Annotated in this window: 17 protein-coding genes; 10 read left to right on the plus strand and 7 right to left on the minus strand. The window is 63.3% G+C overall.

Translation table 11 applies throughout. The annotated features are described in order from the left end of the window. The first annotated feature begins 41 nt into the window (after positions 1 to 41). Both pta and CVS29_RS05680 read left to right on the plus strand, forming a co-directional pair. Positions 42 to 2129: a phosphate acetyltransferase gene (pta, locus tag CVS29_RS05675; protein WP_110105648.1), complete on the plus strand. Its 2088-nt coding sequence runs from the start codon at positions 42 to 44 to the stop codon at positions 2127 to 2129. After that, positions 2129 to 3262: an acetate/propionate family kinase gene (locus CVS29_RS05680; RefSeq protein ID WP_110105386.1), complete on the plus strand. Its 1134-nt coding sequence runs from the start codon at positions 2129 to 2131 to the stop codon at positions 3260 to 3262. The genes pta and CVS29_RS05680 overlap by 1 nt, the downstream gene beginning before the upstream one ends. 31 nt (positions 3263 to 3293) lie before the next feature. Here CVS29_RS05680 and CVS29_RS05685 read toward each other — a convergent pair whose 3' ends face one another. Further along, positions 3294 to 4757 carry a pyridoxal phosphate-dependent decarboxylase family protein gene (locus CVS29_RS05685; RefSeq protein ID WP_110105387.1) on the minus strand — a complete coding sequence of 488 codons (1464 nt, stop codon included), beginning with the start codon at positions 4755 to 4757 and terminating at the stop codon, positions 3294 to 3296. Continuing rightward, complete coding sequence (locus CVS29_RS05690; protein ID WP_110105388.1) at positions 4754 to 6163, minus strand: MFS transporter; 1410 nt, start codon at positions 6161 to 6163, stop codon at positions 4754 to 4756. The genes CVS29_RS05685 and CVS29_RS05690 overlap by 4 nt, the downstream gene beginning before the upstream one ends. 97 nt (positions 6164 to 6260) lie before the next feature. On the opposite strand from CVS29_RS05690, the gene CVS29_RS18810 reads away from it, so the two are divergent. Beyond that, positions 6261 to 8234, plus strand: a complete 1974-nt coding sequence (locus tag CVS29_RS18810; RefSeq protein ID WP_245932087.1) for a glycoside hydrolase family 3 N-terminal domain-containing protein — start codon at positions 6261 to 6263, stop codon at positions 8232 to 8234. A gap of 144 nt (positions 8235 to 8378) precedes the next feature. Here the strand turns inward: CVS29_RS18810 and CVS29_RS05700 are convergent, their stop codons facing one another. The 3 genes from CVS29_RS05700 to CVS29_RS05710 form a co-directional block, all read right to left on the minus strand. Beyond that, complete coding sequence (locus CVS29_RS05700) at positions 8379 to 10568, minus strand: S9 family peptidase (RefSeq protein ID WP_110105389.1); 2190 nt, start codon at positions 10566 to 10568, stop codon at positions 8379 to 8381. 67 nt (positions 10569 to 10635) lie between these two features. Continuing rightward, positions 10636 to 11469, minus strand: a complete 834-nt coding sequence (locus tag CVS29_RS05705; RefSeq protein WP_110105390.1) for an SDR family oxidoreductase — start codon at positions 11467 to 11469, stop codon at positions 10636 to 10638. Continuing rightward, positions 11466 to 13172, minus strand: coding sequence for an FAD-binding oxidoreductase (locus CVS29_RS05710; RefSeq protein WP_110105391.1), 1707 nt, complete (start codon positions 13170 to 13172; stop codon positions 11466 to 11468). Before CVS29_RS05710 ends, CVS29_RS05705 begins: the two co-directional genes overlap by 4 nt. Positions 13173 to 13189: 17 nt before the next feature. Here CVS29_RS05710 and CVS29_RS05715 point away from each other — a divergent pair, with 17 nt between their 5' ends. The 7 genes from CVS29_RS05715 to paaZ all read left to right on the plus strand — a co-directional run bounded on the left by CVS29_RS05715 (position 13190) and on the right by paaZ (position 21520). Further along, complete coding sequence (locus CVS29_RS05715; RefSeq protein ID WP_110105392.1) at positions 13190 to 13813, plus strand: TetR/AcrR family transcriptional regulator; 624 nt, start codon at positions 13190 to 13192, stop codon at positions 13811 to 13813. Continuing rightward, positions 13810 to 15381 carry a glycerol-3-phosphate dehydrogenase/oxidase gene (locus CVS29_RS05720; protein WP_110105393.1) on the plus strand — a complete coding sequence of 524 codons (1572 nt, stop codon included), beginning with the start codon at positions 13810 to 13812 and terminating at the stop codon, positions 15379 to 15381. Before CVS29_RS05715 ends, CVS29_RS05720 begins: the two co-directional genes overlap by 4 nt. Continuing rightward, positions 15378 to 16307: a diacylglycerol/lipid kinase family protein gene (locus tag CVS29_RS05725; RefSeq protein WP_110105394.1), complete on the plus strand. Its 930-nt coding sequence runs from the start codon at positions 15378 to 15380 to the stop codon at positions 16305 to 16307. The genes CVS29_RS05720 and CVS29_RS05725 overlap by 4 nt, the downstream gene beginning before the upstream one ends. A 152-nt stretch (positions 16308 to 16459) precedes the next feature. Next, positions 16460 to 17674 (plus strand): thiolase family protein, encoded by a 1215-nt coding sequence (locus CVS29_RS05730; RefSeq protein ID WP_179442567.1) that lies wholly within the window; start codon positions 16460 to 16462, stop codon positions 17672 to 17674. Next, entirely contained in the window at positions 17674 to 18471 is a 798-nt protein-coding gene (locus tag CVS29_RS05735) for an enoyl-CoA hydratase/isomerase family protein (RefSeq protein WP_110105396.1), read from the plus strand. Before CVS29_RS05730 ends, CVS29_RS05735 begins: the two co-directional genes overlap by 1 nt. Further along, on the plus strand, positions 18468 to 19424 hold the full coding sequence (locus tag CVS29_RS05740; protein WP_110105397.1) for a 3-hydroxyacyl-CoA dehydrogenase family protein: 957 nt from the start codon (positions 18468 to 18470) through the stop codon (positions 19422 to 19424). The genes CVS29_RS05735 and CVS29_RS05740 overlap by 4 nt, the downstream gene beginning before the upstream one ends. Then, on the plus strand, positions 19421 to 21520 hold the full coding sequence (paaZ, locus tag CVS29_RS05745) for a phenylacetic acid degradation bifunctional protein PaaZ (RefSeq protein WP_110105398.1): 2100 nt from the start codon (positions 19421 to 19423) through the stop codon (positions 21518 to 21520). The genes CVS29_RS05740 and paaZ overlap by 4 nt, the downstream gene beginning before the upstream one ends. 9 nt (positions 21521 to 21529) lie before the next feature. On the opposite strand, the gene CVS29_RS05750 is transcribed toward paaZ, so the two are convergent. Together CVS29_RS05750 and CVS29_RS05755 are read right to left on the minus strand one after the other, a co-directional pair. Next, entirely contained in the window at positions 21530 to 21877 is a 348-nt protein-coding gene (locus CVS29_RS05750) for an HNH endonuclease signature motif containing protein (protein ID WP_146212998.1), read from the minus strand. Positions 21878 to 21904: 27 nt separating this feature from the next. Then, positions 21905 to 23527 carry a DUF222 domain-containing protein gene (locus tag CVS29_RS05755; RefSeq protein WP_170120909.1) on the minus strand — a complete coding sequence of 541 codons (1623 nt, stop codon included), beginning with the start codon at positions 23525 to 23527 and terminating at the stop codon, positions 21905 to 21907. Between the last annotated feature and the right edge of the window lie 69 nt (positions 23528 to 23596).

The raw sequence follows: 23596 nt of genomic DNA on the forward strand, positions 1-23596 counted from the left end.
TGCTTGGATTGGGAGATACCCGTGAAAGGCGGAAAATGACCATGGCCCGTGGAATTTATGTCAGTGCAACCACTCCTGGATCCGGAAAAACGTTAGTGTCTCTGGGCTTGGCTGATGCCTTGCACAGGCGGGCGGACAGGATCGGTTTTTTCCGGCCCATCACCTCCGCAGCGGACCCCGAATCCGATCCCACCGTGGCCATGCTGCGCCGCATCTATGGGTTGAGCCCAGAGGTGTGCCGCGCCGGAATGAGCAGCTCAGAGGCACGCATGCTGCTGGCCGCCGGCAAACGCGAGGAAATAGATGCTCGCGCCGTGGAGATTTTCTCCGAGATTGCCAAGAACGCGGATGTCATCATTGTTGAAGGTACTGATCTCACCGGTCAGGATGCGGCTGTGGAATTTGATCTCAACGCCCGCCTGGCCAACAATTTGGGCCTGCCCATGCTGGCCGTGGTTGGTGCCCGCGGCTTGGCAGCAGCAGAGGTTGCTGACGCCGTTGACGTGGCCCGCAAAGAACTAGCCTCAGTGAACTGCTCACTGCTGGCCATGATGGTCAACCGGGCCGATCCGGCAAATATGGAAGCAATTGCTGCAGCTATCCGTCCGGGCCACAGCCACCGCCCCGTCTATGCCATCCCCGAGATTGACGAAATTTCCCGGCCCACAGTGGGGGAGGTGGCCGCTGCCCTTTCTTTACGCCAAATGGCTGGCAGTTCTGAGCTGGACCGTGACGTCCACGCCATCAAGGTGGCCGCCATGACCGTGGGGAATTTCCTCAGTCAGCTCCAAGCCAATGATCTGGTAATTGTCCCGGGGGACCGCGCCGATGTCATGGTGGCCACGCTGGCCTCCGCATTTTCCCCTGAATTCCCGGTGCCCAGTGGCATGATTCTGACGGGTGGGCTGGCCCCGGATCCTCATGTTCTAACGTTCCTTGCCCACGCCCCCTTCCCTGTTTTTGCGCACGACGGCGATACCTTCCGTGCCGCTCAAGAAGTGAGTGAAGTGCGCAGTGAAATCACTACGGGTCAACGGCGGAAGGTGGCTGCCGCCATGGGCGCATGGGCCCGCAGCGTGGATGAGAGCGAACTATTAGAACGCCTTACCTTGCCCCGTCCGGCCACCATGACCCCGCTGCGGTTCTTACACGAACTCATTGAGCGGGCGCGCAGCGAACGTAAACACGTGGTGCTCCCGGAAGGCAATGATTCAAGGGTGCTGGCGGCCGCCGAGATTTTGCACCGCCGGGATGTCTGCGAGTTGACGGTTCTGGGCTCTGTCAGTGCGGTGGAGGAACTGGCTGCCTCCCACGGCATTGACCTGAACGGGATTAACATTGTTGACCCGGCGCTCTCCCCGTTACGGGAGGCCTTCGCTGTTGAATACCACCGGCTGCGCGCCCATAAGGGTATTGACTTGGCCCACGCGCGGGAGGTCATGCTGGACGGCTCCTACTTTGGCACCATGATGGTTCAGCTGGGCCACGTAGACGGTATGGTTTCCGGCGCGGCCCACACCACGGCCAACACAATCCGCCCGGCACTGGAGTTCGTCAAGACCCGTCCCGGCGCAAAGATTGTCTCCTCCGTATTTTTGATGCTGCTCGCAGACAGGGTGCTGGTGTATGGCGATTGTGCCGTCAACCCGGAGCCCAATGAGGAACAGCTGGCGGACATTGCCATTGCGTCTGCGGCCACAGCCGCCCAATTCGGGGTGGAGCCGCGCATTGCCATGCTCTCCTATTCCACCGGCGGATCTGGCTCCGGCGAGGCTGTGGACGCGGTTCGCCGCGCCACGGAACTGGCCCGAGCTGCCCGCCCGGATCTGGCCATTGAGGGCCCCATTCAGTACGACGCCGCCGTGGATGTCTCCATTGCCGCCTCCAAGTTGCCGGCCTCAGCAGTGGCAGGGCAGGCCACGGTGTTCATCTTCCCTGACCTGAACACCGGCAATAACACCTATAAGGCGGTGCAGCAGTCTGCAGGTGCTGTTGCCGTGGGACCCGTTTTGCAGGGGTTGAACAAGCCCATCAACGATCTCTCCCGCGGCTGCACGGTGGAAGACATTGTGAATACTGTAGCCATCACCGCCATCCAGGCCCAAACCAGCCAAGTGAAGGATTTCTAATGCGAGTGCTCGTGATCAATTCCGGATCCTCCTCCTTGAAGTATCAGGTGCGGGATACAGACACCAATGAGGTGGCGGCCAACGGGCTGATTGACCGTATTGGAGAAGGTGCCGGCGGGCCCGCGGATCACGGCGAGGCGATGGATCAGGTAGCGGCTGCGTTAGAAGATGAGCTGGCGCAAAGGCCGCTGGATGCCGTGGGGCATCGAGTGGTGCACGGCGGGGAGCGTTTCAGCGAGCCGGTGTTGATCAACAATGAAATTACCCGTTCCATTGAGCGGTTGAATCCGTTGGCACCCCTGCACAACCCCGCGAACGTGCTGGGTATCCGGGCCATCGCAGCCAAGTGGCCGCACATGCCGCAGGTGGCTGTTTTTGACACTGCTTTCCACCGCACGCTGCCTGAGCACGCCTGGCGTTACGCGATCCCGGATGAGTTGTACCGCCAATACGGAATCCGGCGTTATGGCTTCCATGGCACCTCCCACCAGTTTGTGACGGGCCGTGCCGCCGAACTGCTGGGTGTGCCCGTGCACGCGTTCAACGCAGTGGTAGCTCACCTGGGCAACGGTGTTTCGCTCACCGCCATCCAGGGTGGAGCCAGCATTGACACGTCCATGGGATTCACTCCACTGGAGGGCCTGGTTATGGGTACCCGCAGCGGCGACGTGGACCCGTCCATCCTCATTTTCCTGCAACGTCAGGGCATGTCAGCGCAGGATATTGACACCATGCTGAACAAGGAATCGGGGCTCAAGGCGCTCTTTGGCGATAATGACATGCGGGCCATTGTTGATGCGGCCAACGCAGGTAATGCCCGGGCCACGCTGGCCTTGGAAATAGCCTCCTACCGGTTGGCGAAGTACATTGGCGGCTACCACGTGGCGGTGGGAGGGGCTCAGGCGTTGGTGTTCACCGCGGGCATTGGGGAGAACTCCGCAGACTTCCGTGCACTGGTGGTCTCCCGCTTGAGTGCCCTGGGGGTGAAGCTCGACGGCGCCGCGAACCTGGTGCGTTCTAGGGAGCCCCGGGTTGTTAGCGCCCCGGATTCACTCATTCCGGTCCTGGTGGTGCCCACCGATGAAGAGCAGGCGATCGCGGAGGCAACAGCCGCCGTGGTCCGCGGGGAATAGCAGGGACTAAACGGGCGGCAGGGCCTGTTGCTTAGGGTTCCAGAAGCTCGGCCAGCAGTTCGGTGAGGAGCCATTCTGTGACGCCACTGGGCAAGGCTTCCACCAGTGCCAGCACCGGGGCCATGGCGCTTGGCAGTCCGCCACCGTTCAGCCCCATAGCACCTAGAATTTGCCGGGCGGTGGCGGAATTCCGGGGGAACTGCGCTGCGCCTGCCAACAGTGCAGCCATGGGTCCATCGGCCGGGCCCAGCACCCGCTGAGGATCGATTCCGGGCACCCCCCGAACATCGGTACCGGCTTGGATCATGGCCTGTTGAAGCTCCGGCAGGCGGGACTCCGTGACGGGCGTGATGGTCAGGTGCGTTGTCCTGGGCAGAACCGAGCCATCGCTTTGGATGAAAGCTGGTTGTAACTGGGCTGTGAACCCGTAACTTTTTAGCCGGTCCGCCCAATGATGCGGATCGATCCGCCCTGCTTCCGGAACACCCTCATCAACAGCCACGGCAAAGAGCGGGCCGGTAGGGTTTCCCACCACCGCCAACCCCTCAATGCCCGCCACCGTTTCCAGCAGTGCCCCCGTGGAGCGGTGGCAGGACGTTGCCAACTCCGCAAAGCCGGCGGTGCCCAAGAACTTGATAATTGCCCAGGCGGCGGCCAGCGGCGCAGCGGACTTTGATCCGAGCAGGGTGGGGTTCACTACGGGGTAGCCGGGCCAGGATGTGCTCGCAAAGTACTGGGCCCGCTGCCGGTCCCGGCCGCGTGTCAGCAGCACAGAGGCGCCCTTGGGGGCGTAACCGTACTTGTGCAGATCCGCGGAAATGCTCGTGACGCCGGGAACGGCCAAATCCCAGGCGGGAAGATCCGGCCAGAACGGCAGCACCAGCCCGCCAATGCAGGCATCAACATGAAGGTCTATACCCTTGGCCTGCGCGGCTGCAGCGATCTCAGTGACCGGATCTAGTATGGCGTGCGGATAGGAGGGGGCTGAGATGACAACCAGGGCCACACCAGGAACCATGGCAGCGATCATAGCGGCGGCATCGGCTCTGCCGTCTGGGCCGACAGGGACCAGCTCAAGGGTCAGCCCAAAGTAGTGTGCGGCCTTGTGGAAGGCGGCATGCACTGACGCCGGGGCCAACAGCCGCGGGGCTCCTTGCCCGCGAAAGTTCTCCCGCGCCGTTTTGACCGCCAGCATGCAACTTTCCGTCCCGCCGCTGGTCACGGTGCCAACAACGTCCTCATCACCGCCCAACAACTCGCGCGTGAAGGCGATGACGTCGCGCTCCATGGCGGCCACCGAGGTGAACGTGGTGGGGTCCAGACCGTTGAGTGGCTGAACGGCGAGCATGGCTGCCGCCGCAAGATCGTCGAGGGCCGCCAGCCCTGAATCGTACACATAGGAGAGGACCTTACCGCCGTGAGTGGGGGCGTCGGCGGCACGCAGGGTGGCCAGCTCATGGAGGATTTCTTCAGCGGTGGCGGCGAACTGGATCATGAGGTTCCTTCCCTACGGGGTGTTGTTGAGATGTTCTGGCCCGCATCAATGTCCTGCTGACGCAGTGGGTAGCGGCGGAATACCAGCAAGCTGGCAACAACTAACAGCGCCGGGACCAGACTAAAGCTGAGGATGATGCCGTTGATTGCGGCGGGGCTCTGGGCCACTGTTTCACCGGCTACAGATTGAACATAGCCACTGGCAGTAAGCACCGCCGTCAGAACGGTGGCCCCCAAGGCCATGCCTGTGGTTTCTCCTGCAGTCCAGACACCACCGAAGATCCCTGCCGAGCCCTCCCCATGTTTTTGCCCATCATGGGAGATGACATCGGGGAGCATTGACATGGGCAGGGACTGCATTCCCGCGTAACCGGCACCAGCTAGGGCTACGGGCAGATAGATCCACTCGCCGGGCGCCGCCAGTAAACCCACCATTACCAGCGCGGCCAGGCCAAACATGATGCTGGCGTAGTTAAAGGACCGTTCTTTTCCTATCCGGCCCGCAAGCAGACGCCAGAGTGGGGCGAAGAGTAGAGCCGGGCCAATCAGGGCGATGAACAGGATTGTCACTGCCGACTCGTTCTTCAGCACCCACGTGGCCACATATTGGGCACCGGCCAGCATGCTGCCAGTGGCCAACCCTTGCAGCGCAAAGCAGAAGAGGAGGGAGCGGAAAGCCGGGCTACGTTTGAGAGCTGCGAAGCCATCCCTGTAGTTGCTGGCAATACTGCCAGATTGGCTAGATGCGCCCAACTGGCCATATTTGCCACGACGCTGGATTCCCTGTGGGGCCACTCGTGAGGAGAGCAGCATGAAAAATCCAATGAGCACGCCAGCAACCGCCGCCATGAGCAGATAGCCCACGGGCTCATTGTCTCCTCCCAGAGAACGCAACGCCGGCCCGCCCGCTCCGAACAACAAAATGGCGAGCGATAAGACCACCACGCGGACAGTAAGTAGCCGGGTCCGCTGATCGTAACTGGAAGTTAGCTCAGCTGGCAGAGCAATGTAGGGGACCTGGAACAGGCTAAATGCAGTTGCCGTCGCCATGAAGGCAAGCAGCACCCACACACCGGCCAGCCCGGGGCCCATCCCGGCTGGGACAGCGAAGGTCAAGAAAAAGAAGAGTGGCAGTAGCAGCCCGCCTAGAACCATGAAGCGGCGCCTTGAACCGGTGACCGCAAGGGAATAATCAGACTTGGCGCCAATGATGGGATCGATGATGACATCCCACACCTTGGCCGCTGTCACAAGGAGTCCAGCCGCAATGGCAGCAATGCCCAAGGTGTCCGTCATGTAGTAAATCAACACCAGGCCCGGAAGGGTGGAGAATCCTCCTGTACCGAGGGAGCCGATCGCGTATCCGGCTACGGTTCTACGCGTCAGCGGCTGTTCCACCATGGTCATGGTGTGAAGTGTACGCACATAGTGACCATGGTGGAATTGCGGCCAAGGCCGTAAGGTTAAACGCAACCCAGTATTGCCACCCTAAGCCGCGTGAACCATGCGAATCATTGTCAGCAGACTGGCCCGCTGTGCAACTGCCGCAGCCCTCGTCGCTTCCTTCGGTGCCGGCCCCGCCCCGGGAGAAGCCACCGTTGCCGTGTCCTTGCCAAGCACGACGGCTGCGCTCACCACAACAGCTGCGCTCACCACAACAGTGTCGCCGTCGGTGCAACTAGCCCACCTGACGATGCAACAGCGCATCGGCCAAATCTTCATGGTCTCCGCCAGTGCCACGGGAGCTTCCGCAGCTACCCTTTCAGAGATTTCCGCCAACCATGTGGGAAATGTGTACCTCTCCGGCCGCAGTGCTACGGGAACTACAACAACGGCAGGCGTGGTCAGGGCCATGACCAGTAAGGTTTCCCCTAGCTCCACGGGCAGCGTCAAATTGCTCGTGGGCACCGACCAGGAGGGCGGCTATGTCCAGGTCCTGAGCGGGCCGGGGTTCTCAACAATCCCCACAGCACTGTCCCAAGGAACCCAGGCGCCGGCCACCCTACAGGCCAATTCCTTGGCGTGGGGCCGGCAATTGGCGGCGGCCGGGCTGAACCTGAACCTAGCGCCCGTGCTTGACACTGTGCCGAGCGCCGCGTTTGCCCCCTCCAACGCCCCCATCGGTTACTACGAACGTGAATACGGATATGCGCCACAAACAGTTTCCAGCCACGGGCTAGCCTTCAACAACGGCATGGCACAGGCCGGTCTCGTCACTGCGGCAAAGCACTTCCCTGGGCTCGGTCGAGTCACGGCCAACACCGATGTGACGGGCAATGTCCATGACATGCTCACCACCATCAACGATGCTTATCTGCAGCCGTTCCAGGCGGCCGTCAACGCCGGTATTGGCATGGTCATGATTTCCAGTGCCTACTACGACAAGATCGACCCCAACCATATCGGCCCGTTTTCGGCGACCATCATGGAGACCATGTTGCGCCGAAACATCGGCTTCAACGGCGTGATCATCTCCGATGACCTTTGCAACGCGGTACAGCTGCCACCGTGGTCGCTCGCCACCCGGGCAACCAGCTTCTTCAACGCAGGCGGCACCATGCTCCTGTGTGCCAACCCCGCCAGCATCCCCGCCATGTACGGCGCCGTATTCAACCTGGCGAAGGCCAGTCCGTCCTTTGCCGCAGTGATCAACGCGGCAGCCTTGAAGGTGCTCCAACTCAAGGCCGCCACAATTCCCAGTGCGTTTGGCAATGGGGCAACGAACTACCTGACCGACTTCAATGGCGACGGGTTGGGAGATGTGCTGGCCCGGGATGCTGCGGGGATTTTGTGGTTGTATCCGGGCAATGGTGCTGGTGGCTGGTTGCCCAAGGTGCGTGTTGGTGGGGGGTGGAACATTTACAACAACATGTTCACTCCCGGTGACTTCAACGGCAACGGCACCTCGGACATCCTGGCCCGCGACGCCGCCGGGAAGCTGTGGTTCTATGACGGCAACGGGCGCGGCGGCTTCGCAACCCGGGTGCAAGTGGGGAATGGGTGGGGCGTGTTTACGGCGTTGTTGAGTCCGGGGGACTTCAAGGGTGACGGCCGTGCGGATGTGTTGGCGCGGGATGCTGCGGGGATTTTGTGGTTGTATCCGGGCAATGGTGCTGGTGGTTGGCTGCCCAAGGTGCGTGTTGGTGGGGGCTGGAACATTTACAACGCGATGTTCACTCCCGGTGACTTCAACGGCAACGGCACCTCAGACATCCTGGCCCGCGACACAGCCGGGAAGCTGTGGTCCTATGACGGCGACGGGCGCGGTGGCTTCGCAACCAGGGTGCGGGTGGGAAACGGGTGGGGCGTGTTTACGGCGTTGTTGAGTCCGGGGGATTTCAATGGTGATGGCCGTGCGGATGTGTTGGAGCGGGATGCTGTGGGTGGTTTGTGGCTGTATCCGGGAAATGGTGCTGGTGGCTGGCTGCCCAAGGCCCAAGTGGGAAACGGGTGGAACCCGCTCACCGCAGTCTTCTAACCAAGGCCGATTCGGTGCCGCCGGTTCGGGCGGCGTTAACGGATAAGGACGGTGTTCGCGGGTAAAGACGGTGGTAGGCCGCCGTCTTTACCCGCGAACACCGTCCTTTGTGTGCCCGGCCCGGTTTAGCGTAAGTTCCCCGGTTTAGCGCAGTTCCGTGGCGCCGATCGCGTCGGCCAGGAACGCGTAGTCCCAGGCCCGGGTCTTCCAGCCCTCGTAGCGGCCCGATGCCCCGCCGTGGCCGCCATCCATCTCAATCTTCATGACAATCGGCGCCGAGCCGGTGGAAACGGCACGCAGTTCCTGCACCCACTTGGCTGGTTCCACGTACAGCACACGGGTGTCATTGAAGCTGGTGACGGCCGCGATCTTGGGGTAAGCCACGGGGCGCACGTTCTCGTACGGCGTGTAGTCCTTCATGTACTTGTACACGTTGGGGTCCGTGATGGGGTTGCCCCATTCCTCCCACTCCAGTGCTGACAGGGGCAGTTCCGGATCCAAAATAGTGGTCAAGGCATCCACAAAAGGCACCTGCGCCACAATGGCCGCATACTTTTCCGGGGCCAGGTTCGCCACGGCGCCCATGAGCAGCCCGCCGGCCGAGCCGCCCATGGCGCCAATCCGCGCCGGATCTACCCAGCCGGACGCTGCCAGCCAATCGGTCGCTGCCACAAAGTCACTGAAGGTGTTCTTCTTGTTTAGCTTCTTGCCGTCCTCGTACCAGTGCCGGCCCATCTCGCCGCCGCCGCGCACGTGCGCAATGACAAACACCACGCCGCGGTCCAACAGCGACAGCCGCGGCACACCGAAGCCGGGATCCATGCTGACCTCATACGAACCGTAGCCGTACACCACTCCGGCGGCTGAACCGTCCCGGGTCAGGTCCGCGCGGCGCAGCACGGACAGCGGAACCAGTGTGCCGTCGCTGGCAGTGGCCCACTCACGCGTGGCCAGGTAATCCTCGGATCGGTAGCCGCCCAGCACCGGAGTTTCCTTGCGCAGCAGCAGCTCACCCTCGGCACCCGCGGCGGGCAGCACGTAATCGTAGACGCGCGGCGGGGTGAAATCGGAAGTGTAGACCAGCCGGATGACGGGGGATTCATACTCGCTCCCACCCATGCCCGCGGTGTACAGCTCCTCGTCAAAGACAGGTTCGACGGCGGCACTCTGGCCGGGCGTTCCCAACCCTTCCAGCGCGGTCACCTGAATACGCTCAATGGTGTCCTTGCGCAGTGAGACCACCATATGGGTGGCGGTGACTGTGGCCCCGTTGATGCGAACGGCGTCATCGTGGGCAACCACCGTGGCCCACGTTTGTTCCTCCACAGGCTTACTGAACTCCGCGGCGTCAACCACGGAAATCATGGAGTTCACGGCGTCACGGTCATGGGTGAGAAGGACCTTTTCGGTGCCGTCTAAAAGGAAAGGTTCGGCGTCGTACAGGATCTCGGCACTGCGGGGGATAAGCACCTGTAGGCCCTTTTCCGGGGCGGCGAAGTCCAGCAGGCGGGTCTCGCTGAATTCGGAGCAGCCGATGCTGATCATGAGGTGGCGGCGGTCAGCGGAGAGGCCAAACCCGGTCCACATGGCCACATCGTCCTCCTGGTAGAGGATCTGATCGCTCTCTACCGGTGTGCCCAGGACGTGGGTTTTGATCTGGTGCGGACGCCATGAATCATCGGCAAGTACGTAAAAGAGGGTGCGCCCATCGGGGGAGAAAGCCAATCCGTAGAAGGCGTTCTCAATGGTTTCGCTCAACAGTTCCCCGGTGCGCAGATCCTTGATGCGAATGGTGAACAGCTCGTCTCCTGCATTGTCCACAGCGTAGGCGTACAGGTTCCCGTCGCGGGTCACGGCGGCGCCGCCAAGAGAGAAGAAGGGCTGGCCCTCCGCTTCTGCGTTGCCGTCCAGCAAGATTTCCTCGCCATCCACCGGAACGCCCGGCTCCACCAGCGGCGGGGTCCAATCCTCAAGAGTGCCGTTACTTTCGGCCTTCACCCGGCACTGGATGCCATAGGACTGACCCTCAACCATGCGCGAGTAGTACCACCAGCCGTCCTTGCGGCTGGGCACCGACAGGTCGGTTTCCTGGGTACGGTTCTTGATCTCGTTGAAGATGTCCGTGCGCAACTGCTCCTGACCGGCCGTGACGGCGTCCGTGTACGCCTGCTCGGCGTTCAGGTGCGCCACCACATCCGGGTTTTCCTTCTCCCGCAGCCATTCGTAGTTATCCACAAAAGTATCGCCGTGGTGGGTGCGCTCCACGGGAACCTTCTTGGCAACCGGGGGTGTGGGAGACGAATCGGGCGCAGTATTCACATCAGCAAGAGTCATGGAATCCACTCTATAGAGGGAGGCATGAAATGCGGCGGGGTGTCAGCCAACAGCAGAGCGCCGGGAGTTATTTGCGGCCCGTGAAATGCTCCATTGACTTGTAGACGCCAAAAACGCGTCCGGCCACCACGTCCCATGCCGCGATCGGCAGCACTCCACGCAGGGCCGTGCTCAACTTCACGGTCCAAGGCATCATGAGCATGGGCGTGCCTTCCTTCATGGCCCGCCACACGCGCTCCGTGACAGCTGCCGGTTCCATGAGAGGGGTGAACAGTGGCCCGCGGGCACCTTCGAACATGCCTGTTTTGATGTAGGAGGGGCAGAATGTGGTGACCTTGATCTGGTTGTGGCCGGCCTGCTTCAGCTCCAGCCGCAGGGAATCGCTCCAACCAATCACGGCCCACTTGGAGGAGGAATAGACACTCATCCGGGGATTGGCCAGCAGCCCCGCGGCTGAGGCGACGTTGACAATCCGCGACTCCCTGCCTCCGGCAATCATCTCCGGCAGGAATTCTCGGGTGATGTGCATCAGGGCCAGGGTGTTGATGGACATGGTGGCGACAATGTCTGCGCGCTGGTCGTGCTCCCAAAAGTACTTGCCACGCACAATGCCGGCATTGTTGATCAGGACGTCCGGGGTGCCCACCTCATCCCGCACCTTCTGTGCGGCCGCCTCAATGTCTTCGAGCTTGCTGACATCCACCGCGTAGGCGTGAATTTCAGCCCCGCGCCCGCGCATTTCCGCTGCGGCGTGCTCCAGCATCTGAGCATTGATGTCCCACAACACAACATGCGCGGCGTGGTCCGCCACGGCCAGGTGGGCGTACATTTTGCCCATTCCCATGGCGGCGCCAGTGATCAGGATGGTCTGCCCGGAAAGGTTTTCGAGGGTGTTGCTCATGGGGTTTCCTTTGTGGTGGGGGAGGTGGTGACGGGAGGTGCGGTGGTAGGGGGAATCAGCTTGCCGGGGTTCATGATGCCTTCGGGATCCAGGGTGTTCTTGATGCCAGCCAGCACCTTGATGCCCAACGCCCCGATCTCGGCACCCATGTACGGTGCGTGGTCTATTCCGACGGCGTGGTGGTGGGTAATGGTGGCGCCGGCGGCAACAATGGCTCCCGACGCCGCCGCCTTCACCCGCGCGTTCTGGGCCAGACCATCCGCTTCCAGACCGGACAGGAATGTGAAGTACAGGGATGCGCCGTCGGAATAGACGTGCGAAATGTGGGTCTGCACGTACGCTGCGGCGCCGTTTATCTGCAGGGAATCGAGGATGGCCGCCCTGACACTGGCGTACGTTCCCGCTAGCAGTCCCCACGTGGCCGCCGTCTCCAGCGTCTCCACATACACGCCGCGCGTGAGCAGCTCATCGCGCAGATACGGGCCGCTGAACCGCCCGTGCTCCCACGACTTTCCAGGCAACGGGCCCATGGAAATGCCGCCAGCGGCCCGCATGATCTTGGCGCTGCGCCGCTTGCCTGCCCTGTTTTCCCGCGCGTCACCTTCCCACACGAACAGCGCCATGGCCGGTGTCTTCTGCCCGCGAATGCCCAGATAACGTGCCAGTGCCCCGGTTTTCCAACCGCCCAGCTTAAAGGTCGACGCCGTTTCGTCCGTATCGCTCAACCGGCACACATGCGGCATGTCACCTCGTGCGCCGTCGTGCTTGAGCCTGCGCAGGGCCTCAGCACCTGCCTCAAAAGAGGGAAAGGCCCATGATCCGTACACCTTCTGCGCCGGCACGGGCACCACCTTGACCGTGGCACTCGTGATGACGCCCAAGGTCCCTTCACTGCCAACCACCACATCCAGCAACTTGGGGCCGGCGGCCGTTCCGGGGGCCGGGGAGCCTGCGTCGAACGCACCGGCAGGTGTTTCAAGATGCGCGGACTTGACCAGATCATTGGAGCGGCCGTAACCGGTTGAGGCCTGGCCTGCGGAGCGGGTGGCCACGTATCCGCCCAGCGTCGCCTCCTGATGACTCTGCGGAAAATGGCCCAGCGTCATGCCATATGGGGCAAGCGCAGCCTCAATGGCCGGGCCGCGGATGCCGGCCTCAAACGTTGCCGTCCGGGCCAACGAATCCACATGAAGCAGCTTGTCCATGCGCGCCATGTCTACGGTGATGACGCCGGCAAAACGTCCCCGCAGCGGTTCCACGCCGCCCACCACGGACGTGCCGCCACCAAAGGTGACAACAGCCAGTTTTCGCTGCACACAGAGGGCCAGGACTGCGCGGACTTCTTCGGCGGTGCCGGGAAAGACGACGGCGTCGGGAGCGTCCAGCGCGTCGCCGCTGCGGCGCCGGATCAGGTCTGGTGTGCTCTTTCCGCCAGCGTGCAGGATGCGGGTGGTGGCGTCGGTGGCAACGTGGTCTGCTCCCGTGATGGCCCGCAATTGCGTCAGTACGTCATCGGCCAAGGTGACAGGGCCAACACGCACATCGGACAGCTCCACCGGTGGGTGATTCTGGGCGACGCTGCCCAATTTGAGTGTGCGACGCAGGAATTCCAAGGCGTGCGACCCCAGTGGTTTCCCCCTGGAGGGGTCACCCCAGCCATACCAAACAGAGCGGGGAACTTCATCTGTAACGTGGATCACCATGGGATACAGTGTGACACATGGCATCACAACGTACCATCTTGCCGGTAGATGAAAAGATGCCGGATGAAAAGCTGATCGCCGCGATCAGGGAGTCAGTGGTGCTGCACGGGGTGCGGCGCACCACGGCCAACGACATTGCCGAGCGCGCAGGCATCTCTCGCATGACGTTTTACCGCCGCATGGGATCCGTGGAGAACGCAGTGCTGGCGGCCCTGACGCAGGAGTTTCGGGCCTACACCTCAACAGTGCAGACCGGAACCCCGGCTGGTACCGGCCGCCAACAGCTGGTCCACTTCGCCGTGGAAAGTGTGCGGGTCTTCGCCACCTCCGACCTGCTGGGTTCCATAGCCGAACGTGACCCGGAATTTCTGATCCCCTACGTCACCGACAGGCTTGGGGCCAGCCAGCAGCTCATCCTTGACCAACTGCATGAGCTGCTGGATTCCGGTGTCCGGGACGGCAGCATTGAATCCGCAGAAGGCACGGCCACAATGCTTCTGCTCGCCGTCCAGGGACTCGCACTGTCCTGCCGGGTCCTGTTCCGGATGGGCGCCTTCGAGGAATCCCTCACAGAGCTGACGAAAATGCTGGAACGCTACCTCACGCCCTCGAACGTCACAGGCGAAGGCAGCCAATCATGACGCCGAACTCCAGCTGGATCAACGAGACCACCAGGCAGAGCTCGCTGGCGTACGTGGCCGAAAACATGGTGGATGTGGCGGTGGTGGGCGGCGGCATCACGGGGGCGGGCGTGGCGTTGGATGCGGTGAGTCGGGGCCTGAGCGTGGCGCTGATTGAGAGCGGCGACCTCGCATCTGGGACCAGCGGCTACAGCTCCAAACTGGTCCATGGCGGACTGCGGTACCTGGCAAAAATGGAGTTCCCCGTGGCTTGGGAGTCGGCAAGGGAGCGGCGCTGGCTCATGGCCACCATTGCCCCGCACCTGATTCGGCCACTAGGTTTTGTCATCCCGGATGCCCGCAGTGCCCCTGTTTGGGAAGGGTTGGTGGCCGGTTTTGGGACAGTTATTTACGATGTGTTGCGCAGGCTTTCCGGATTGGGCAGCAAGGTTCTGCCACGCCCGCAGCTGCTTTCCAGCCAGGCTGTTGCCGCGCTGGCTCCCGGCCTCGATGTCGCCATGTTGCGGCGCGGCTACCTGTACTGGGACGGCCAAGTAGTGGATGATGCCCGGCTGGTTTTGGGTGTTGCACGCACTGCGGCCGGGCTTGGCGCGCACATCCTGCGCGACGTCCAGGCAACCGCCATGACGGCGGAAACCGTCGACGCCGTCGATGTGCGCAACGGTGCGCCCCTGCGCATCCGGGCCCGTTCCGTGGTGAACGCGACGGGTGTGTGGGCTGCCGACTTTGACCCCGGCCTGACCGTCACGCCCAGCCGCGGCACCCACTTGGTGGTCCGGGCGGAGCGGCTCGGCCGGCCTCACGCCGCGCACACTGTGGCCGTGCCGGGGCACTTTGGCCGCTACGTCTTTGTGCTCCCGGAACCCGGCGGCCGGGTCTACATTGGGCTCACCGATGAGGAAGACCACAGCGCGGACGGACACCATCCGCTGGTGCCGCCGCACGACGTCGACTTCCTCCTGGACGTTGTCAATGCCACCCTGGCGGTGCCCCTGACGCACGACGACGTTGTGGGAACCTTCGCCGGGTTGCGGCCCCTGGCCGAGGCTGCTCATGGTGACGGGTTTGACGGCACCTCCGACATCTCCCGACGCCACCTGGTCCGCAACGAGCCGGGCATGCCCATCACCATTGTGGGCGGAAAAATGACCACGTACCGGCGCATGGCCCAAGACGCGGTGGATGCAGTGGTGGGACGGCTCGGCTCCAGCGCGCAGTGCCGCACCAAAACCCTGCCGCTGGTAGGGGCGGCGCCGGCCACAGTGCTGCGGAACCTCCCTGTGCCAGCCCGGCTGGTGGCGAAATACGGCACCGAAGCTGTTGAGGTCCACGAGCTTGCGCTGCTGGAGACCATCCTTGCCGAGCCCCTGTTTGAAGGGACCGACATTACCGGTGCGGAAATCCTGTTCGCAGTGCTCGCCGAGGGCGCCGCCACCGTAGAAGACCTACTTGAGCGGCGCACCCGGCTGGCTTTTGTGCCCGCTGACGCAGACAAGGCGCGGGAGAGGGTGGCGCAGATCCTTGCCCTGGCAGCCTCCGGGGCCTTCGGTAGGGGAGGCGCGCAATGAGTGCCCAACGTGGCAGGCCGGGGAGTCCTGATATAAGTGGCGGGCCCATCCTACTTCTGGTCAATCCGACGTCGGGTCACGGCCGCAGCATGAAGCTGCTGCCACGCACGGTTGCAGCCTTGGAAGGCGCAGGATTCACGCCCACCGTCCACATCACGGAGAACCTGGCCGATGCCACCGAACACGCCGGCGCCGCAGCAGCAGGCAGCATCGTCGCGGTGCTGGGTGGCGACGGCTTTCTGGGTGCCAGTGCCGCAGGTGCCAAGGAGTCGGGGGCCGTGTTGCTGCCGTTGGCAGGTGGCCGCGGCAATGACACCGTGCGCCGTCTTGGGCTGGCCTTGGACCCGGTAAAAGCCATTGGCAGCCTCGGCCGGTTGGTCACCCGGGACCTGGACATGGGAACCGTGAACGGGCGGCCGTATCTTGGTGTGGCGAATGTTGGCTTTGACGGCCTGGCCAACGAATATGGCAACTCGGCGCGTCTGAACCTGGGCCCGTTCGTCTACCTCTATGGCGGACTCAAGGCGTTCCTGGACTGGAAAAACGTGACGTTCACGCTGTCCGTGGACGGGCGCCAGGCGGTGTTTCCCGGCTGGTTCGTAGCTGTGGGTAATGTGGGCCAGTACGGCGGCGGGTTGCGGATTTGTCCGCAGGCCAAGGTGGACGATGGCCAGCTGGATGTGGTGTCCCTGGGCCGGGCGGGAATTTTGGGCGTGGCAGCCACCTTCCTGCGCTCCTACCGCGGCGCGCATCTGGGCCAGCGCAACATCACGTTCAGTCGGGGCGCCGCCGTGACCATCAAGGCCAGCAAGCCCCTCAACGTCTACGCCGACGGCGAGCTGGTTGCACCCCTGCCCGCGGAGATCGGGGTACTGCCGCAAGCCGTCAAGGTCCTGGTCCCAGCCAACTCCCCGGCCTTGCGCTAGATCCTTCAGGCCGGGATGGTTGACCGCCTGCCCGGCGCATGGAATATTTATAGAACGAACGGTCGGTAATGATGCTGGCCGTGCCGTGCGGAAGGCCCCCGCCGTTCCGCACACCCACGTGATCCGTGAAGGGTGTGGCCATGTCACAAAAGGTGCCGCAGGCGTTCCTGGTGGATGGCGTGCGCACGCCCGTGGGCCGTTATGGGGGAGCGCTATCCAGCGTTCGCCCCGACGATCTCGCCGCTCTCGTGGTCGGGGAACTCGTCGCCCGCACCGGGATCGACCCGGCCGCCGTGGACGAGGTGATCCTCGGCAACGCCAACGGGGCAGGGGAGGAAAACCGCAACGTGGCCCGCATGGCATGGTTGCTGGCAGGCTTCCCGGACACCGTCCCCGGCATTACAGTCAACCGGCTGTGCGCCTCCGGCATGAGTGCCATTACCTTGGCCGGAAACATGGTCAGCGCCGGCGATGCGGACTTAGTTGTGGCAGGCGGCGTGGAATCCATGTCCCGCGCGCCCTGGGTCATGGCGAAACCGGAGAAGGCTTTCGCCAAGCCCGGCGCCAGCTTCGACACCTCCATAGGTTGGCGCTTCACCAACCCGCGTTTCCTCTCCGGCGAGCTGTCCCGCGACGGCAAAATGACGTTCTCCATGACCGAAACCGCCGAGGAGGTCGCCCGCCGGTTCAACACCAGCCGCGAGGACTGCGACGCCTTCGCGTTCCGTTCCCACGAACGCGCCCTGGCAGCCATTGCCGCCGGCCACTTCACGGCCGAAATCGTGCCCGTCACAGTCCCCGGCCGCAACGGCAACACCATGGTCATTGACGACGAAGGCCCGCGCCCCGACACCACCGCCAGCGTCCTGGCCGGACTCCGGCCGGTGGTACGCGGCGGCACTGTGGTCACGGCCGGCAACTCCTCCACCCTGAACGATGGTGCCTCCGCCATCCTCGTCGCCTCCGAAGCCGCCGTAAAACGGTACGGGCTGATCCCGCGCGCCCGCATCGTCGGCGGCGCCACGGCCGGGCTCGCCCCGGAAATCATGGGCATGGGCCCCGTCGCAGCCACCCGCAAGCTCCTCGAACGGCAAGGGATCGGCGTTAGCCAGCTCGCCGCCGTCGAACTCAACGAAGCGTTCGCCTCACAGTCCCTGGCCTGCATCCGCGAGCTCGGACTGGACCCCGGCACCGTCAACCTTGACGGCGGCGCCATCGCCCTGGGACACCCGCTGGGCTCCTCCGGCTCACGCATTGTCATCACGCTGTTGGGGCGGCTGGAACGCGAAGCCCGTGGCGGGCTGGGTCTGGCCACCATGTGCGTCGGCGTGGGCCAAGGCGCCGCACTGCTCGTAGAGGGACTCTGATGGAGCGCGCCGAGCACCACCTCCTGCCCAAAACTTTCGCCACGCTGCTGGTCACCGAGTCTGCGGACCGTGTTGCCGTCCGGCTGAACCGGCCGCAGGTGCGCAACGCGATTGATGCGGCCATGGTGGCGGAGCTGAACACCGTCTGCGCGATGCTGGAAGCGGAACCCAAAGTGCTCATCCTCTCCGGCACCCCGGCGGATGAAGCCGCTGGCACGAAGGGCGTTTTTGCCTCCGGCGCGGACATTGCCGAGCTGAAGGAGCGGTGCCGGGAGGATGCCTTGGCCGGCATTAATTCCGGGCTGTTTGAGCGGATTGCCCGCCTGCCCCTGCCCGTCATTGCGGCCCTAGATGGGTACGCATTGGGTGGCGGGGCCGAGCTGGCTTACGCGGCCGACTTCCGCATTGGCACCCGAGCCCTGCGCATGGGCCAACCGGAAGCAGGCCTGGGGATCATGGCCGCGGCCGGCGCTACGTGGCGGCTGAAGGAACTCGTGGGGGAGCCCGTCGCGAAGGAAATGCTGTTGGCCGGACGCATCCTCACTGGCGAGGGCTGTCTGCGTGCCGGACTCATCACCGAACTCGTGGAATCAGCCGGACTCATGGCTGCGGCCCACGCCCTCGCGGACCGGATCTGCGTTCAGGACCCGTTGGCGCTGCAGGCCACCAAACGCGTGTTCCACCTGCCCCGCGACGCGCACCCGGAGGCGGACAACAAGGAGCAGGCGGAGCTATTTGAGTCCCCGGCGAAGTTTGAGCGCATGCAGGCCTTCCTAGACCGAAGGAAAACGAAATGACCCCGCCCCAATCAGACGCTATCCCACCTTTGGGGCCATTTTCGCCAACGCTATCGCACTCCCCAGTCCTTCCACAGCTTGTGGGGGTGCTCGGCGGTGGGCGCATGGGGGCAGGGATCGCACACGCGTTCCTCATGGCTGGCTGCGCTGTAGTTGTGGTGGAGCGCAACGCCGAGGCGGCAGCTGTGGCCCGCGCGAGGGTGGCGAAGTCGGTGGCTGGCTCGCTCGAACGGAACCCGGAACCCACTGCTGAACGTGGCAGTGCTGACGAAATCCTCGCCCGTCTGACCGTCTCCACCAGTTCCACAGACTTTGCCCTCTGCGCCCTCGTGGTGGAGGCCGTGCCTGAGGAGCTGAACCCGAAAAACTCCGCCCTGCAAATGGTAGAAAAACAGCTGGCACCGCAGGCGTACCTGGCCTCCAATACCTCCTCCCTATCCATCAACGTTCTCGCCGAGGGGCTGCAACGCCCCGAGAACTTCGTGGGTCTGCATTTCTTCAACCCGGTTCCTGCCTCGTCGCTGGTGGAGGTGGTGCTGGGCCAACAAACTGCACCCGCACTAGCGACCACGGCGAAAGGGTGGGTTGAGGCACTCGGCAAGACGGCCGTCGTCGTCCGTGATTCTCCTGGGTTCGCCTCCTCTCGGCTGGGGGTGGCGCTGGCCTTGGAGGCCATGCGCATGCTGGAGGAGGGCGTGGCCTCGGCGGAGGACATCGACGCGGCCATGGTGCTCGGATACCGGCACCAGACCGGGCCGCTGCGCACCACGGACATCGTGGGCCTGGATGTGCGATTGGAGATTGCCGAGTACTTGGCAGCGATGTTGGGGGAGAGATTCGCGCCACCGCAGATTTTGCGCGACAAGGTGGCCCGTGGCGAGTTGGGACGTAAAACTGGCAAGGGATTTTTCGACTGGACTGAGCCCGAAATCGAGCGAAGGAATGCACCATGAACACCACAATTGAAATGATGCCCAGCTATGTCCAGGAAAAATGGTGGGTACCGGAAGGATCCGGCGGCACCGAGGCGTTGGACGCCAGTACGGGGGAGGTGCTGGGACGGGTGTCAACCGAAGGCCTAGACCTGAGCGCTGCAGTACATTATGGGCGGACAACGGGGCAGGCTGAGCTCGGGAAGTTGACCCTCCACCAGCGGGCCTTGAAGCTGCGCGAACTGGCCACATATCTCAACGGTCGGCGTGAGGAACTGTATGAGATCTCCGCCAGGACCGGCGCCACACGGGGTGATTCCATGGTGGATATTGACGGCGGCATTGGCGTGCTGTTCACGTATTCCTCCAAGGGCCGGCGTGAACTGCCCAACTCAAACGTCATTGTGGACGGGCCTCTGGAGGTGCTCAGCAAGGACGGCTCGTTTGCCGGAGAGCACATTTACACACGCATCCCCGGCGTGGCTGTGCAGATCAACGCCTTCAATTTCCCCGTGTGGGGCATGCTGGAAAAGTTTGCACCGGCGTTCATTGCCGGCGTGCCCACCGTGGTGAAACCAGCCACCCCCAGCATGGAACTGGCCGTTGCTGGCGTGCGCATGATGGTGGAATCCGGGATACTGCCCCCGGGTTCGCTCCAACTGCTGTCCGGCCCGGCCCGCAGCATCCTGGACGCGCTGGACTACCGCGACATGGTCTCCTTTACCGGTTCCGCCAGTACCGCCAACTTGCTGCGCGCACACCCAAACGTGGCCGCCGGAGGGGTCCGCTTCAACGCCGAGACGGACTCGCTCAACGCAGCCATCCTTGGGCCCGACGCCGTGCCGGGGACCCCGGAATTTGATGCGTTCATCCGCTCTGTGGTCACGGAAATGACCGTCAAGGCCGGGCAAAAGTGTACGGCAGTGCGCCGTGCCATCGTCCCGGAGCAGTTGAAACCGGCAGTGATTGAGGCGATCGGTGCCCGGCTGGCCGGGCGCGTGGTGGTGGGGGACCCGCGCACCGAAGGCGTCACGATGGGCGCGCTCGCCTCCCTCGACCAGCTCTCCTCCGTTCGCGCCGCCGTCGACACCATGCTCCACTCCGGGGGCACGCTCGCCTGGGGGACGCTCGATGCCCCTGACGTTGGTTCTGCCGGTGGGGGCGCGTTCATGTCCCCGGTCCTGCTGGACTGGGCCGACCCCGATTCCCCCGCCGTGCACACCCTGGAGGCATTCGGCCCGGTGTGCGGGGTGCTGGGTTTTTCCATGCACGACGGCGGCGCCTCCGAGGCGGTCCGGCTCGCGGCGCTGGGGGCCGGCTCCCTCGTGGCGACCGTCTGCACAAACGATCCCGACTTTGCCCGGTCCGTGGTGACGGGTATTGCCGGGCACCACGGCCGCGTGCTGATGCTTAACCGGGAGGATGCACGCAGCTCAACCGGGCATGGTTCACCGGTTCCGCACCTGGTGCACGGCGGGCCTGGTAGAGCTGGCGGCGGTGAGGAACTGGGCGGCATCCGTTCGGTCATGCACCACATGCAACGCACCGCCATCCAGGGTTCGCCGAACATGCTCACGGCCGTGACCGGGGTGTGGCACGCAGGCGCTGATCGTGTTGTTGCTGGTGACCCCGAGTATGGCGGGATGGAAGGTGCTGTGCACCCGTTCCGGAAATCGCTCGCGGAGTTGCGGATCGGAGACGCATTCGCGTCGGGGCTGAGGCAGGTCACCTTGGCGGACATCACGGCATTTGCCCAGTCCACCGGCGACACGTTCTACGCCCACACGGACCCGGTTGCTGCGCAGAAGAACCCGTTCTTCCCGGGCATCGTGGCACACGGCTATTTGTTGGTGTCTTGGGCTGCCGGGCTGTTTGTGGAGCCCGCGCCGGGGCCCGTCCTGGCTAACTATGGTCTGGAGAACCTGCGCTTTTTGACACCGGTCGCGCCCGGGGACTCCATTCGGGTTACCCTCACGGCCAAGCAAATCAGTCCGCGCGTCACCGATGACTACGGTGAGGTGTGTTGGGACACTGTGCTGCACAATCAAAACGGCGACATCGTGGCCAGCTACGATGTCCTGACCCTCGTGGAAAAGGAAAACACGCTCTACCCCTGATGCGGGCGGTTAGTGACGGCCACGGTCGTGGTGGTAGGTGTTGCGGCGTTCCCTGCGGGTCATGTCTTCGGACCAAGGAGGCGTGAACCATGCGGTGCCGCCGTCGAGCCTGACCGTCCATCCCCTGTCGTGCAGGTAATGATGATGCAGGCTGCAGCACAGCACTCCGTTATCGATGCTGGTGGGCCCACCGTCCTGCCAAGGGATGATGTGGTGGGCCTGGGTCCATTGCGGCGGTGCCATGCAGTCGGGGAACACGCAGCCCATGTCCCTGGCCACGAGAATTTTCCGTTGTGCGAAGGTGAAAAGCCGTTGCGTACGGCCGACATCCAGGATTGCTCCGTTGCTATCATGCAATACTTCCGTGACTTCAGCGCCGCACACTTACTCGTTGAACAGGGCCAGGGGTACTTGTCCGCTGTAGGGGGAATCGATACTCCCCGCTCCCTTGCGGCAGTCCAAATCATCTTGTGTCAGTGACAGGTACAGCTGGGTCTTCAACCCGCCATTCAGGGGCAATTTGCCCGTACCTGCGGCCATAGCGAGGCAATGGAGCATGCCGTCCAACAACATTTGTGCCCGAGTGCGCCGGTCCTTGACTGCAGGATCAGTGCTATCAGGATCGATGGGGCTCAACCCGGGTAGGGCATCTTCAGATCCTGGTGCAGGAACCGAGACGCCATTGATCAGATGTGGCCACGGTTCCGTACTTTCCGCGGAACTTCCGTCGGCGGAGCCACCCTCTTCCAGATAATCCGTGTCATCGAGATCCGGTCCCGACCAACCGGAATTTTCTGCGGTTTCCTGCGCTGCGTGGCTTGCTGGTGGGGGCCATTGCTTGGGCGAAGGTTGGGGGCCAGGATCCGGGATACCTGGAATCCAGAACCATGAATCGCCTTCGTGAACCGGAGGTGACGCATGGGGAGGTGCATCCGGCGGTCGCGGCGGGATTTCGTCCGGATTTAAGCGCCTGCGCCATCCTGGCCCTGTTGTGGGCGCAGATGGGCCCGTACCGGTGTCACCGAGAAGAGTCCGCAACAGAGTTTCCTGAGGAGGCTGCGCCCCGGTGCCCTTCGCCCTGCTGTCGTCTGCCCTGCTGCCAGGCGCCCCGCTGCCAGGCGCCCCGCTGCCGCCCGGAGTCGCCTCGTTCTCGGTGGGGGATTGGGAAGATTCCTCGCTCTGGTTGTCCGCCCGCTTGGGGTTCGTTGCCCAGTCGATGCATGCCATTGTTTGTTCATATTGGTTGATGGTCAGGTAGCCGTCCATCCTGACCCACCCCTTATACGGGCGGTGGAAGGAAAGTCCTTGTTTTGCCAACCGTTGCGACTCGGATGGCTTTTCCCCGTCTGGGTCAAGCAGCGCTAGCGCTCTGATGCCCAGGTGCCGTAGGAAATACGGCGGCTCCACTTCGGCGTGTTCGCTGAGCGTGCTCTCAAGTGAAGACACATCTTGGGCATCAACAACTCCCGATTTGGCTAGATGGCTGGCTTTGTCGACGAAACCGGACACCACCAGCGCCTGCTCTATGGATACTTTGCCGGAGAAGAGGGCCGATCCGAGAGTTTGCTGGCTGGGCTCGGTCTCCACGTGGGTCAGTGGGTCGGTGGACGGCAGGAACCTTTGCGCCAGCCGCAGCCGGTTGTTGGCTTCTGCGCGGCTCAGCTTCAAGGATGAACTCAGGAAGTCTACGGGTGTCCGTGCCCCGACTTCCTGATACCGTCCGGCTGAAATGCGTTCGGCCAGTTCGCCGGAGGTGTGTACGATCAGCCCCTGCAGGAAGCGGTTCAAGTGCTCAAGGGTTTGCGACCACGCCGCGACATCGTTGTCCGTAAGAGAAGCAAGCTCAACGCCCAAGGGTGCGGCAACGAAGGCCTTGGGCTCCGTGCGTGCAGCGGCAGATGTGGCGAGCGCTTCGGCAAGTGCCAGCAGATGGTGGACATGTCCATCAACTGCCCTGCCGTCCTGCGGGGATCCGGTGTAACCGGGCTCCTTTGCCGTCGTCTCCATAGGGCAAACATTACGCGTAGGCACTGACATTGTTCGGTGAAATATATGAAATGTGGAAAACTCTAGAAA

This window comes from Arthrobacter psychrochitiniphilus (assembly GCF_003185915.1).
Classification (GTDB): domain Bacteria; phylum Actinomycetota; class Actinomycetes; order Actinomycetales; family Micrococcaceae; genus Specibacter; species Specibacter psychrochitiniphilus.

Coding starts and splice junctions, on each gene's coding strand:
- pta (WP_110105648.1), top strand. CDS start 42: ATGGCCCGTGGAATTTATGTCAGTGCAACCACTCCTGGATCCGGAAAA.
- CVS29_RS05680 (WP_110105386.1), top strand. CDS start 2,129: ATGCGAGTGCTCGTGATCAATTCCGGATCCTCCTCCTTGAAGTATCAG.
- CVS29_RS05685 (WP_110105387.1), bottom strand. CDS start 4,757: ATGATCCAGTTCGCCGCCACCGCTGAAGAAATCCTCCATGAGCTGGCC.
- CVS29_RS05690 (WP_110105388.1), bottom strand. CDS start 6,163: ATGACCATGGTGGAACAGCCGCTGACGCGTAGAACCGTAGCCGGATAC.
- CVS29_RS18810 (WP_245932087.1), top strand. CDS start 6,261: ATGCGAATCATTGTCAGCAGACTGGCCCGCTGTGCAACTGCCGCAGCC.
- CVS29_RS05700 (WP_110105389.1), bottom strand. CDS start 10,568: ATGACTCTTGCTGATGTGAATACTGCGCCCGATTCGTCTCCCACACCC.
- CVS29_RS05705 (WP_110105390.1), bottom strand. CDS start 11,469: ATGAGCAACACCCTCGAAAACCTTTCCGGGCAGACCATCCTGATCACT.
- CVS29_RS05710 (WP_110105391.1), bottom strand. CDS start 13,172: ATGGTGATCCACGTTACAGATGAAGTTCCCCGCTCTGTTTGGTATGGC.
- CVS29_RS05715 (WP_110105392.1), top strand. CDS start 13,190: ATGGCATCACAACGTACCATCTTGCCGGTAGATGAAAAGATGCCGGAT.
- CVS29_RS05720 (WP_110105393.1), top strand. CDS start 13,810: ATGACGCCGAACTCCAGCTGGATCAACGAGACCACCAGGCAGAGCTCG.
- CVS29_RS05725 (WP_110105394.1), top strand. CDS start 15,378: ATGAGTGCCCAACGTGGCAGGCCGGGGAGTCCTGATATAAGTGGCGGG.
- CVS29_RS05735 (WP_110105396.1), top strand. CDS start 17,674: ATGGAGCGCGCCGAGCACCACCTCCTGCCCAAAACTTTCGCCACGCTG.
- CVS29_RS05740 (WP_110105397.1), top strand. CDS start 18,468: ATGACCCCGCCCCAATCAGACGCTATCCCACCTTTGGGGCCATTTTCG.
- paaZ (WP_110105398.1), top strand. CDS start 19,421: ATGAACACCACAATTGAAATGATGCCCAGCTATGTCCAGGAAAAATGG.
- CVS29_RS05755 (WP_170120909.1), bottom strand. CDS start 23,527: ATGGAGACGACGGCAAAGGAGCCCGGTTACACCGGATCCCCGCAGGAC.